The organism is Paenibacillus luteus (assembly GCF_006542765.1).
GTDB classification, from domain to species: Bacteria; Bacillota; Bacilli; order Paenibacillales; family Paenibacillaceae; genus Pristimantibacillus; species Pristimantibacillus luteus.
Window position 1 is genome coordinate 115,782 of the sequence record NZ_SKCD01000005.1, and the last position, 12,536, is coordinate 128,317.

Sequence of the window (12,536 nt, forward strand, 5' to 3'; positions counted from 1 at the left end):
GTTATTTCGATCTTGATAATAAGTATAAGAAGTACGGCGCACCAATAACTGCAACGACGATACCTGTCGGAATTTCATTAGGCTGGAATGCCCAGCGTGCCAGCGTATCCGCTACGATAACGAGCAAACCGCCAACGAAAGCCGATGCTGGAATGAGCGCCTGATGCTGCGGACCTACAAGCCTTCTGGCCAAATGCGGCGCGATTAGCCCGACGAAACCAATACCGCCGCCTACAGCGACGCAAGAACCTGCTAACCCGACAGCAGCCGCAAGCAGCCACGCTCTTTCTTTGTTCACTTCGGCGCCTAGGCCAACGGCCATTTGATCGCCCAAGTTCAACGCATTCAAGGCTTTCGCCTTATACATTACGAATGGAAAAATAACAATGAGCCATGGCAGCAGGGCGAGTACATACTTCCAGTTCGTTCCCCAAATGCTTCCAGCCATCCATACGGCGAAAAATTGATATTTTTCAGGCGTCAGACGCAAAATTAAAATTTGCATGGCCGCGCCGATACCAGCCGCTACAGCGATACCAACAAGGATCATCCTTGTCGGCAATAAACCCCGATGCCGTTTATACGAGAGAATGAATATAAGCAATGCAGTAAGTGAAGCGCCAATCATCGCAAGAAACGGCATAAGAAAGATGGAACCTTTTTGCGTGGTCGGGTAGAAAGAAATAAACATAATAACGGCAAGACCTGCCCCCGCGTTAATTCCAAGCAATCCCGGATCGGCAAGTGGATTTCGTGACAATCCTTGAATAATACAGCCAGATACAGCAAAGCCTGCACCAATTAGGATAGAAATGACGATACGCGGCAGCCGAAAATCAAAGAGAATCAGCTCTTGCTTGGCAGTACCGTAACCAAATAAAGTTTTGAATACATCGAGCGGTGCTAAACGGATATAGCCCGTATTCATACTAATGATGAAAGAAATAACGATCAATGCGCTGAGCACGGACATAACAAGAACTGCACGCTTTCTTCTACGCTGCTCGGAAGCGGTTATATATAAGGTATCCATGCCTATTCCCCCTTCATTTTCGTAACAAGATAGAGGAAGAACGGCACACCGAGTACAGCGATGATCACACCAATAGCTACTTCCTGCGGCGGATTAATAATACGCCCGCCAATATCAGCCAGCACCATGAGCAGGCTCCCGAGAACGGCCGAACAAGGAATAATCCAGCGGTAGTCTACCCCAACAAGAAAACGGGAGATATGCGGAATAATCAAGCCAACGAAGCCAATGGAGCCAACGGCAGATACAGCCGTACCCGCGAGCAGCAAGACGATAATGACACCTGCAGCTTTGACGAGTCCTGTTCGTTGACCAAGCCCCGCAGCAACGTCATCGCCTAAGCTCAGCAGCGTTATCGAACGGGATAAAACCATTGCAGCTAGCAAGCCACCAATCACCCATGGTGAAACGATTTGGATTTGCAGCCATTTTGTACCTGCTACGCCACCAGCATACCAGAAAGCCAAATCTTGGCCGATTTTAAAATAGATTGCAATACCTTCCGTAATGGCAAGCAATAGAGCACCTACAGCTGCTCCAGCTAGCGTGAGACGAACCGGGGTTAAGCCCCCCTTGGCCAGCGAGCCGATACCGTATACAAGTCCCATCGAAACTGCTGCACCGAGAAAACAAACAAACATGAGTCCAAGATAGGATATGGACGGAAAAAAAGCAAAACAAAGAGCCAGCATAAAGCCTGCGCCTGCGTTAATGCCAAGCAAGCTGGAATCTGCCAGAGGATTCCGAGTCATACCTTGCATGACGGAGCCTGATACGGCAAATGCAGCTCCGACTAGGGCGGCAGCAATGGCACGCGGCATCCGAAGCTCTTTAATGATCTGATGTTGAATATTATCCGTGTTAAAGTGGAAGACAGCTTCCCAAACGGTAGAGAGGCTTATGTCCGCCGCGCCGACCGAAATAGAAACAGCCAGGGACAAAATAAGCGCAGCAATCCCTCCAAATAAAATGATGGTGGCCGTAAGGGGCCGTGTGCGCAGCTTCGTACCAGCCAGCGCTTTTGCGTTCAATGGAGAAGACATCGTTTAACTACCTTTCTGTATGTATACTTGGGATGAATTAGCACCGGGACAAATCGCTCATTTCCATGTTCCGGATGATAGAGAACTTTCAAGACATAAAAAAACCCGCTACACTGATAACGATTCTCGTTTTCAATATAGCAGATTTTAATTTGTTTTTCAATGAAATAAATAAGTCATTCCAATGACAAGTAGGAACAATTTACTATAAATAGTGCTACCTCCCTCCGCTCTTATAAGCGACAGCAAAAAAAGAACACAAGAAGAAACGGCTTCACCGTCCTCTGCAAGAGGCGGGTATCCGTTTCCCGGCAAAGGGGCGGTCGAAAAGTGTCGTCAAGCGCGCAGCACGTTCTGATCATGCTGAGAACGATATAGTAGTGCTTAACTTTCCCTATCAACTGAGGATTCAGCTAACTAGCACTATGCTGCATTCAAATAGCCTCCCCACTATAAGCTGCTTTCCTTGAGCAGCTTAATCCAGCGATCGGCGGTATGCCTCCAGGTGAACGTCTGCTCCACCCGCTCCCTGCTGCGTCTGCCCAGTTTCTGCCGCAGCTGCTTATCGTGAAGCAGCAGATTCAACCTCTCCCTCAGCTCAGGTTCAACTCGTTTTGGATTAACCAAATAACCCGTCTCACCGTTTCTTATAATCTCCTTCATACCGCCCGCCCGCGTTGCAATGACAGGAACGCCGCAAGACATGGCTTCCACATTTACGAGCCCAAACGCCTCGCGCTGTCCGGATGGAACGACCGCTATATCCGCAGAGAGCATCCAGCTAGGCACCTCCGAGTGCGGAACATAGGGAACAAACCGTACATGTCCAGGACTTTTGCGTCCGAGCCTCTCAAGCTTGCGGGCATAAGCGGTTTTGCGATGCGAGCCGTAAAAAGGACTTCCGACGATAACGACCATGAGCTCCGGGTGGCTCTTGGCAAGTTGCGGCACAATATTTAGCAGGTGATGTACTCCCTTAAGAGGGATCAGCCTACCGATGAATAGGACGACTTTTTTGCCATGAAGGCCTCTCTTTTTACGCAGCCTCTCCCGTGTTGCAGCACCTTCAACCGAAAATTGAGAAGGAAAACGTGCGGTTTCAACCCCTGGATAAATGACACGGACCTTTGAAGCTGTCTCAGGAGCTTTAGATACAACAATTCTTCTGAGGAACTCGCTGTTGACAATAATTTTATCCGCCGCCTTAAAGCATTGATGCAGCTTGGCAGGCGAAATATAAGAAGGGGAAATAAAGGTGGAGGAATGTAAATAAAGCCATACACGCTTGCCTGGATTCATTTGCTTCATCGTCAGCACGAATTGCGGTCGGTTCTCCACATCAATGACATGAGGCGAAAATCGTTTAACCGCCTGTCCTACCTCATAAATATAGCGCTGCTTGCTGCCGGCTGAAAACCGTTCACAAACAACGCCATTAAACTGTCCCAGGCGGGGCAGCCGCTTGCTTAATCTTCCGAAAATCCGGGGTTCCGCATATGGCTTCAGCAGCGGAGCAAACTTTTCCACCACCCGCTCTACTGAGCTGCTCCCTGAAGATGGGATAGGAAATGAACCCGGGGTGACAATTGCTACTCTCGTTGGTGCCATTGATTCTAATGCCTCCTATATGAACTGCTATTTTGCAGTATCATACGCTTTGGCCATTCTCTTTGACAGGGCACCAAGAGGCTATAATTTGAATTTCATCTGGAATAAACCTGCCTTGCGTGCCGCCATATAAATGATGACAACTAATGGACCAATAAACACACCGATAACACCGACCAGTTTAAACCCTACGTATAAACTGACAAGCGCTGAAAGCGAGCCGATGCCAACGGAATCGCCAAGAATTTTCGGCTCGACAATACGGCGAAATACGGTAATGACAAGGAACAAGACAAACAATCCAACACCCACGTATGTATCCCCGGTCAGCAATAGGTATGTTCCCCAAGGCACGAGCACTGAGCCCGTTCCAAGAATGGGCATAATATCGACGATAATGATCAGCAGCGCAATGGCTAGCGGATATTTGACGTTTAGTATCAGCAGACCGATGAGTGAAATGATATAGGTGAGCGCACTTAAAATAAACTGAGAGCGGAGGAAACCGAATATCGATTTTTTGAGGTTATTCAGCAATGCGTTTACCTGAGGCTGTGATTTCTCCTCAAATAAAGACAAAACGGTTGCCTTCATCGTATTTAGGCTGAAACTCATCATGTAGACGGCTACCAAAAAGACAATAAAGAAGATAAACATACCCGGAATGCCAGAAGCAAATGCGATGACCGAATTGGATAAGGTTCCTACCATTTTCGTCAGTGTGCTCGTTAGCTCCATTAACCATTTCTCTAACGTATCTATCGTATCTGGCGGCAGATTTTGATAGAGCGATTGGGCTTTCACCATTAAATCGTCTACCATGCCATTAGCATCCTCGAAGTAGTTCGGTACTTTCTTGAAAAAGGCAACGAGTTCCGCAACGATTTTGACGCCCAGCAAGGCAATGAGCCCTATAAGAATAATAGTAAACAGACTGCTTGATATCGTAGCCGAAACAAGCCTGTTCATTCGAAATCTTTTCATAAACAGTTGATTAAGCGGTTCTAGAAAAATAGCTACCACAAGCGCAAGCAAGAAAGGTGCTCCGACTGTAAAAAACAAATAGAGCAGCAGCAATCCTAATGCAACAAAAATAACGGTCTTGATCGACACTATCTTCTCCTCCTCTCTATTACTGTATATGCAAATTAAGCTGCTCTTAAACCTAAGCTTTCTCGTGCTTTAATCAAGCACAGCACTGCGTTCGTGAAAGTTGACCTCTTTATAGTACATATCCTTGACCAGCAGATTCGGTCCACAGCATGAGGCTGCCGGACAATGGCAATTCACGCTCTGAGCAAGGGAATGCTCCAACCACTTGTCGAATAGCTCCTCCAGCTTCGCAGAACCGATGTTGCCAAAGGCAGGCACATCCGAGAAGTCCGTTACGTACACATCGCCAGTAAATAAGTTGACATTAAGCCGATTGCGGCCATCCGGATCGTTGCGAACCGTCACATTTGGCTCTTGCGATAATCTCCGCAGTAGCTCCCGCTCTTCTTTACTGCTGCTGCAATGATAGAAAGGCAAAGTACCAAAGAGCATCCATATCGATTGATCTCTTGCCTTAAGAAGCCGATCGATCGCACTAAGCATCTGCTCGCGAGAGAGCACGGGCAAATCCTTCGCGAAGGAGCTCGGGTACATCGGATGCACTTCATGACGCTGACAGCCCATATCTACGATAAGCTTATGAATCTCATCGATTTTGTCGTATGTCCTATAATTAATCATAGATTCCGCCGATACGAGCACGCCCGTTTCGCTTAAACGCCGAGCATTTTCAATCATGCGGTCGTACAGCTTGGTTGCCGCTTCAAGCGACACATGATGACCCGCTTTCGCAAATCCAATTTGATGGAAATCCTCCGGCGATGTGTAGTTAAACGAAATATGCATAACATCGAGATAAGGGGCTAGTTGCTCGTACCGTTTGTATGGAAGCGTCACATTCGAGTTAATTTGGGAACGAATGCCGCGGCTGCGTGCGTATTGAAGCAGAGGAACCATATAATCGCGTACCGTACGGTCGGAGAAAGTAGGCTCGCCGCCCGTAATGCTAATCGTTTCCAAATGTTCAACCTCATCCAGCCGGTCCAGCATCTGCTTAAGCGGCAGCTTGGCAGGCTCTGAGATTACAAGCGTATCTCCTACGGCGCAATGCTCACAGCGCATATTGCAAAGGTTGGTGACTGTCATCTCAACACTTGTTAGACGATGTCTTCCATATTGCTGGAGCGACCGAATTGGATCCCACGGATCATTCGTCGGCGACAGCACAGAAAGCGGTCTTGTTGTTTGTTGCATATCGATTGTGTTCATTTTTCTTCAGCACCTGACTTATGATCTGGAATGAATCATTCTGTTTTTATTGTAATCCTAGGCTGCAAAGGAAGCAAATAAAACGGTAAAAAAACAAGCAAAAAGGAGCCCTCGCGGCCCCTAAGCGTCTAAACCTTTAAATACCTGCTGCTCTCTGCACTTCCGTCATGTCCTCGTTCACGCTGACGATCATCATGGTAAGCTGTGTCGAGAGATCAACTTCGTATGGTGATTTCAGCTCTTCACCCGCTTCGTTATACAACACGCGAACGATTGGCCGATGCGGATAGGAATAATTCAGATCAGAAACGATGCCAGACTCACCCGTTTGGAGCTTTACACTAATCCCAATTGGATAGATGGCCACCTTGTCTCGGAACAGCTGGAGCATTTGCTGTTCATAAAGCGTTCCCGTCCCTGCGTAAAGCCGCTCGATTGCGTGATGGGGCAGCATAGGTGAGCTGTAGATTCGATTTGTCGTCATCGCGTCATACGAATCTACCAACCCGATCCATTTGGCATAGTCATGGATTTCGTCGCCCTTGATGCCGCGCGGATAACCGCTGCCATCAATCCGCTCATGATGCTGAAACGCACAGTGCGCTACCAGCAGAGGAAGATTAGGTTCATCCTTTAGCAGCTCATAGCCGATCTTAGCATGCTGCTTAATCGCATCGAACTCTTCCTTTGAGAGAGAACCCGGTTTCTTCAGCACGTCGATGGAAATCTGCGTCTTACCGATATCATGCAGCAGCGCTCCCATGCCAAGCGTAGTCAGCTCTTCTCTAGAGTAGCCGTTTGACATGCCTAGCAATGTCGTATAGACACATACATTCAAGGAATGCTGGTACAAATAATGATCCACGGAGCTCATATCCATCAGCATGATCATCGCATCCTTGTGACTCGACAAATCATCGATGATCATGTTCATCATCTGCTTAAATGGCTGTGCAATATATGGATAAGTAACGCCCTTCTTGCGCTTTGGGCGATCCATCATTTCTCGGAAGCTGGATCGGATTTCCTTGAGTGCGGTTTTCATTGTTTCTTCCCTAATAAGGGAAGGAGACACAATGTCATCTGTTCTCGGATCTGTTATATAAACATATTGAATTCCGCATTGCTCCAAGCGGAATAGGAGTCGTTCAGTCAGCTCTATGTTCTCGCCAAGAAGGACCAGACCCTCTTGCGAGAAAATTTTCTTGGCCAGCTTCATGCCGGGCCTGCATCTCGATAATGGCAGCAAACGCATTTTCTCGATCCTTCCCCATAAAAAGATATGCTAACTATAACATCGGAAAAAGCCGTTCGTAATGTTAATGTACGGGAAAATTGCGAAAATCGCAACCATTTTATGCAAAATTTCGACATTTCATGTCGATTCCGACCATATTTCCTACGAAGTAGCGATGTCATGCCACCGGTGTCGATGACAATCTTGAAGGGCTCCTGCACTTTGCAACTGAACAGCGATCACGTCACGTACAAATTCAGGCAAATAATACGTGAATTGAACTGCATTCGCTAATGACTCGTAACCTGCCTTGAAGCTGAACATATCGATCGTACCCACAGAATATAAACGTCCATCCGCTAAAGGATCTCCGCTTACCTCAACCGATATCAGCTTGCTCAGCGGCGGTCGAGAGGAATCATAGGTGACAGTCATGCCGTCTATGGCGAGCGTACCGAGAACTTCTCCCCGGAAGCCATAACCTTTGATCGGCTTGTGAATAAATTCCGGCAGCAGCGCCTGCTCCAGCGCTTTCCTTATTTCGGAACCTGCTAAAGTCATCAGGCAAGGATTAATTGGCGATGGGCATAACGCATGCAATTCACCAGCCGTCACTTCGCCAAGGGCAAGGCCACCAAGCAGCTGCCCCGTATTGACAATGCTGATCTCGGCATCAGTCCAACGGCGTAGGCCTGCGGCTAACAAATTGGCAAGAGGAGATTCCTGATCGGCTCTAGTTGGCAGCGGCTTGTCGAGCGTTGCAATTACTTTGCTAAGCCGCTGTTTCCCCGTTTCACGATATCGGCTAATAATAGCAGAAGCAGCTGGATTCTCCTCCAATGCTGCAGTCGGTATGCAGGCTGCCCGGAACAGAGGACGGGAAGTTAACGGATCAATGCCGATCTCCACACGTCCGATATATTCACCGAACTTGCCTGCTGCGCAAATCGTCGTATTGCCAATCAATATCGGCTCCTCCAATAAATGATGGGTGTGTGCCCCGAGAATAAGATCAATGCCAGACAGCTTCTCGGCCATCAGACGGTCTGAAGTCAAACCCAGATGCGACATGACCACAAGCACGTCAACATGTGAGCGCAGTTCCGCCACTTGCTCCATTACCGTTTCAATAGGATCTTTAGCCTGCCAACCAAGCAAGGAGTAAAAATCCGTAAACGCCGCTGTCACGCCAATTATCCCGATACGCAGCCCATCTTTATCAATCACGGTATTCGGGAGCAGCCACTCGGGCAGCTCACCAGTCGCAGCATCTTGCATATTGGCACAAACAACCGCAAAATTCGCCCGGTTGACGTAAGCGTCCGCTATCGTTTGGAAGGAATAAGTTAAGCCTTCATTATTGCCCAGCGTAACCGCCTCATAGCCGGCATCATTCAACAATTCTACATTAACAATCCCATCGCTGCCTTCCGTTTCTACCCGCATCCGGTCCATATGATCCCCGCAGTCAACGGCAAGCACACGGTCACTGCCGTAGGTACGCCGCTCTTCTTTAATGAAAGAGGCTATTTGCGCGGCATGCTCCAGTCGGCTATGGATGTCGTTGCTGTGAAGGAGCACTACTCGTGTACGAAAGCTATCTGTCAAATCCATGCACGCCTCCTTCTGGCTCTATTGCGAGCGCTGCAAAACATTTTACTTTTTCATACGTAAATCTTGGGCAGAAAATGTATGCTTAAAGCCATAGGTGGCCTCTGCCTGCTGCTGTGATCCTTGATGATCAAATGAGAAGGCGTTATCCCGGCCTCTCCTCGGCCCGCCTGCAGCAGCCACTCAGAATACCAGCTATGCCGATCAAACGCCTCACCTTCCGCCTCAGGCACTCCAAGCTCAAAATGGTCGATTTTAAAGTCTGGCATGATTCTCGTCAGCCCCCTATTTGTGACATGCGCCGTTCTGTGGGCACATGACTTTGTGCTCCATCCGCTAGTTTAGCCGCCATTTCATGGTTTTCCGGTTTAATGTCCATTGCTCTTAGAAGCAGGCGCTGCATTTCATCTGGTTTACCGAAGGCTTCCTTCACATCGAGTTCATCGACCCAATAAAGACAAGGTTTTATTGAACCGTCTGCGGTTAGGCGCAGACGGTTGCAGTTGCTGCAAAAATGGTCGCTAATGGGATGAATTAAGCCAAATGAGCCGCGTGCCCCCTTCATCTGCCAATCGTCAGACGGTCCGTTTCCATGTACATTTGTTCTTCGGCTAATCTCATAGCCCTCTTGCGCAGCTACTTCTAATACACGATTGAGTGACAAATAGTGTTTTTTCCAGTTTTCGTCGGCGTGGCCAATCGGCATATATTCTATAAATCTGACATGCATAGGCTGTTCATAGGCAAGCCTAAGAAAAGCAGCGATTTCATCCTCATTGACTTCCTTCAAAAGCACGCAGTTGAGCTTAATTGGATTAAAGCCTACAGCAGCAGCAGCTTCGATGCCCTCCATCACTCTCTTCAGTTCGCCTCGCCTTGCAATAAAACGAAATCTAGATGAATCCAGTGTGTCCAGGCTAATATTAACTCGGTTCAAGCCTGCTGCACGAAGCGCTTCGGCTTGCTTCGCCAAAAAGATTCCGTTAGTGGTTAATGCTATATCTCGAATGCCGGAAATGGCCGACAATCTGCTAATTAAACCGTCCAATCCTGGACGAATCAAGGGTTCTCCGCCTGTAATGCGCAGCTTGGTAATGCCAAGAGCCGCGCCCGCCTCTACAACCTCTACGATTTGGTCGTAAGATAGCAAGTTTTCGGATTCCGTGAATTCCATTCCTTCCTCAGGCATGCAATATAAACATCGCAAATTACAGCGATCAGTTACTGAAATGCGTAAATAATCGTGTACCCGTCCAAAACGATCCGTCAATGTCGGCATGAATCCCACTCCCTTTCTGTCTACGTATCAGCATAACATTTTTTCTTCAATTATGATATTCTAGAAGCAGCTTTAAACCTATACGATGAGAGGTATTCTACCGTGACATATCAATGGACTATCCAATTATTTGCAGGCTTGCCTGAGCGGCTAGGCACAGAGATCATTAGCTTGGAAAGCGTAGAAGGGCAGATGAAAGCAGATGATTTGAAGACAGCTATCTCCGCCTTATATCCCGAACATCAAGCGATCATCCATGTTTCATTTATCGCGTGCAATCACGCCTACGCTGCCGAAGATGCACTTCTTCACGCCTCAGACGAGCTTGCCCTCCTGCCTCCCGTTTCAGGGGGCGAGGAACATCCGTTGCCTGCTATGGAGCAAGCAGAACGCTATGTAATAACGCCGGATGCGATCAGCTCCGATGCGGTTCTTGCCAAAGTGATCGTTCCTGAACATGGCGCTGCCATCGCTTTTGTCGGAACGACCCGTGAGTGGACGCAAGGACAGCGTACAGTTAGGCTCGAGTATGAAGCCTATGAGCCAATGGCGATCGCAACTATGAAGCAAATTGGCGATGAGATTGCGGAGCGATGGCAGGGTGCTTTATGTGCAATTAGCCATCGTATAGGCGTCGTTGGCCTAGCCGAGACGAGCGTTGTCATCGCTGTGTCTTCCCCCCATCGGAACAGCTGTTATGAGGCTAGCAGATACGCAATTGAACGTTTAAAACAAGTGGTGCCTATATGGAAAAAAGAGATTTGGGAAGACGGATCCGAATGGAAGGGCCATCAGCTTGGACCTTGGAATCCCACCCATGAGTTAACCGATTTTTAAAAGCTTTTTATTCCTTAACCGCTATAATTGAAGGGTGATTTTGCTTGACGTCAAATCACCCTTCAATTATATTCCTGCAACCTTCTTCTATGGTCCTATTGAAATACGCTCCCTTTTTCGTAGATTAACAAGTTCAAATGAAAAACAAGATCTATTACCGCTGAAATATTAGGTATTTAGTCGCTATTCCAATACCCTCATATTGCCAATCTGAGCATTCATTGTTACTATTGTAGGTACATTAGTTATCACAATACATTGAGGTGTCTTGATGAGGGTCCATGTTACAGAATTACAAAATGGAGACCAGTTAAGCAATGATACGTTTAACAATTATGGGCTTCATGTACTCTCCAAAGGAACGATCCTTTTTAGTCATGAGATATCAAGATTATTTCAACACCAAATTGAATATGTCGACATCGATGAGAGAAGTGCCGCTGAAGCTGAGAAGCGCACGCTGGAATCCACGATCAACCCAAAGTGGCTCCCGACCGTACAACCCATTTACGAAAACGCTGTCAAATGCTTCGAGAGTTTATTTTCCAAAGCGTCTGATCAAGGGATCATCGATGATTCTGAAGTTTCCTCCATGCTTCAGCCCTTATTAAACAATCTCCAGTTGGAACGCGATGTCGTTTCTATGCTGCTGCTGCTCAATACGAAGGATGATTATACCTACCAGCATTCCGTACAGGTAGGCATGCTGTCCTATTATCTAGCCACCTGGGTCGGGTATTCAGATGAAGATTCTGCCCAAATCGGCAAGGCTGGCTTTCTTCATGATATCGGCAAATGCCGGATTAAAGACGATATCTTGAATAAGCCGGGCAGGCTAAGCAATGAAGAGTACGAAGAGGTTAAGAAGCATACGATTTATGGCCATGAAATTATTAACAAGTCATTTGATGAGCCTTTTGTCGCCATTGGCGCGCTTCAGCATCATGAACGAAATGACGGGACAGGCTATCCCCATGGCATAACGGGAGATAAAATCCATCCCGTAGCCAAAATTATTGCCGTGGTCGATATTTACAGCGCCATGATTTCACAGCGTGTCTATCAAGAGAAAAGAGATTTGTTATTTGTGCTTAAGGAACTGTATCGTCTCAGCTTTAAAGAGCTGGACCCCTACACCGCACATACCTTTATCAAGCATATGATGCCTAATTTTATCGGCAAAAAAATCGACCTCGTCAGCGGCGAAAGCGGCATGATTATCATGACACATCCTACTGAATTTTTCCGTCCTCTTATCCAAATCGATGATCAGTTTATTGACATGTCGATCGAACGCGATTATGAAATTCAGCACGTTTACATTTAAAAGCAGACCTAATCCTTCACGTCGATCTTGAATCGCTGTGGAGGATTTTTTTCTTGTTGCGCACTGCCTGCATTTAGTTTGAATGGGCCGAGAACAAACGAATCATTTCGTTAAGAGCCTCTCTAACCCAGCTTTATAAGATTGAACTTCCTAAGAACAAAAAGAAAAAGAGCGGGGACACTCCCCCGCACTCTTCCATCGCATGCTTCTATGCTTTTATGATTCTTCCTTGGGCGTAC

11 protein-coding genes are annotated in these 12,536 nt (G+C 47.3%); 2 read left to right on the forward strand and 9 right to left on the reverse strand.

Annotated features, from left to right (window positions below; all coding sequences use genetic code 11):
- Position 1: 1 nt before the first annotated feature.
- The 9 genes from E0496_RS03910 to moaA form a co-directional block, all read right to left on the reverse strand.
- The gene (locus E0496_RS03910) at positions 2-1,033 is read right to left on the reverse strand and encodes a FecCD family ABC transporter permease (protein WP_141500363.1); all 1,032 of its coding nucleotides are present in this window, start codon (positions 1,031-1,033) and stop codon (positions 2-4) included.
- 2 nt (positions 1,034-1,035) lie between these two features.
- Positions 1,036-2,076 (reverse strand): FecCD family ABC transporter permease, encoded by a 1,041-nt coding sequence (locus E0496_RS03915; RefSeq protein WP_141500364.1) that lies wholly within the window; start codon positions 2,074-2,076, stop codon positions 1,036-1,038.
- A 450-nt stretch (positions 2,077-2,526) separates the two neighbouring features.
- The gene (locus tag E0496_RS03920; protein ID WP_141500365.1) at positions 2,527-3,684 is read right to left on the reverse strand and encodes a glycosyltransferase family 4 protein; all 1,158 of its coding nucleotides are present in this window, start codon (positions 3,682-3,684) and stop codon (positions 2,527-2,529) included.
- An 81-nt stretch (positions 3,685-3,765) separates the two neighbouring features.
- The gene (gene ytvI / locus E0496_RS03925) at positions 3,766-4,797 is read right to left on the reverse strand and encodes a sporulation integral membrane protein YtvI (protein WP_141500366.1); all 1,032 of its coding nucleotides are present in this window, start codon (positions 4,795-4,797) and stop codon (positions 3,766-3,768) included.
- Between the two features lie 69 nt (positions 4,798-4,866).
- On the reverse strand, positions 4,867-6,006 hold the full coding sequence (gene yfkAB / locus E0496_RS03930; RefSeq protein ID WP_141500367.1) for a radical SAM/CxCxxxxC motif protein YfkAB: 1,140 nt from the start codon (positions 6,004-6,006) through the stop codon (positions 4,867-4,869).
- Between the two features lie 136 nt (positions 6,007-6,142).
- Positions 6,143-7,261 carry an HD-GYP domain-containing protein gene (locus E0496_RS03935; protein ID WP_141500368.1) on the reverse strand — a complete coding sequence of 373 codons (1,119 nt, stop codon included), beginning with the start codon at positions 7,259-7,261 and terminating at the stop codon, positions 6,143-6,145.
- Between the two features lie 144 nt (positions 7,262-7,405).
- A complete protein-coding gene (locus E0496_RS03940) occupies positions 7,406-8,857 on the reverse strand; it encodes a bifunctional metallophosphatase/5'-nucleotidase (protein WP_141500369.1) in 1,452 nt (483 codons plus the stop codon).
- Between the two features lie 50 nt (positions 8,858-8,907).
- Complete coding sequence (locus tag E0496_RS03945; RefSeq protein ID WP_141500370.1) at positions 8,908-9,123, reverse strand: hypothetical protein; 216 nt, start codon at positions 9,121-9,123, stop codon at positions 8,908-8,910.
- Between the two features lie 8 nt (positions 9,124-9,131).
- Positions 9,132-10,133 carry a GTP 3',8-cyclase MoaA gene (gene moaA / locus E0496_RS03950; RefSeq protein WP_141500371.1) on the reverse strand — a complete coding sequence of 334 codons (1,002 nt, stop codon included), beginning with the start codon at positions 10,131-10,133 and terminating at the stop codon, positions 9,132-9,134.
- A gap of 102 nt (positions 10,134-10,235) precedes the next feature.
- Here moaA and E0496_RS03955 point away from each other — a divergent pair, with 102 nt between their 5' ends.
- Both E0496_RS03955 and E0496_RS03960 read left to right on the forward strand, forming a co-directional pair.
- The gene (locus E0496_RS03955; RefSeq protein ID WP_141500372.1) at positions 10,236-10,970 is read left to right on the forward strand and encodes a molybdenum cofactor biosynthesis protein; all 735 of its coding nucleotides are present in this window, start codon (positions 10,236-10,238) and stop codon (positions 10,968-10,970) included.
- A 271-nt stretch (positions 10,971-11,241) separates the two neighbouring features.
- Positions 11,242-12,297, forward strand: a complete 1,056-nt coding sequence (locus E0496_RS03960) for an HD-GYP domain-containing protein (protein WP_141500373.1) — start codon at positions 11,242-11,244, stop codon at positions 12,295-12,297.
- The last annotated feature ends 239 nt before the right edge of the window (positions 12,298-12,536 follow it).

Excerpts from the sequence above, each read along its gene's own strand:
- E0496_RS03910 (WP_141500363.1), bottom strand. The coding sequence starts at position 1,033 with ATGGATACCTTATATATAACCGCTTCCGAGCAGCGTAGAAGAAAGCGT.
- E0496_RS03915 (WP_141500364.1), bottom strand. The coding sequence starts at position 2,076 with ATGTCTTCTCCATTGAACGCAAAAGCGCTGGCTGGTACGAAGCTGCGC.
- E0496_RS03920 (WP_141500365.1), bottom strand. The coding sequence starts at position 3,684 with ATGGCACCAACGAGAGTAGCAATTGTCACCCCGGGTTCATTTCCTATC.
- yfkAB (WP_141500367.1), bottom strand. The coding sequence starts at position 6,006 with ATGAACACAATCGATATGCAACAAACAACAAGACCGCTTTCTGTGCTG.
- E0496_RS03935 (WP_141500368.1), bottom strand. The coding sequence starts at position 7,261 with ATGCGTTTGCTGCCATTATCGAGATGCAGGCCCGGCATGAAGCTGGCC.
- E0496_RS03940 (WP_141500369.1), bottom strand. The coding sequence starts at position 8,857 with ATGGATTTGACAGATAGCTTTCGTACACGAGTAGTGCTCCTTCACAGC.
- E0496_RS03945 (WP_141500370.1), bottom strand. The coding sequence starts at position 9,123 with ATGCCAGACTTTAAAATCGACCATTTTGAGCTTGGAGTGCCTGAGGCG.
- moaA (WP_141500371.1), bottom strand. The coding sequence starts at position 10,133 with ATGCCGACATTGACGGATCGTTTTGGACGGGTACACGATTATTTACGC.
- E0496_RS03960 (WP_141500373.1), top strand. The coding sequence starts at position 11,242 with ATGAGGGTCCATGTTACAGAATTACAAAATGGAGACCAGTTAAGCAAT.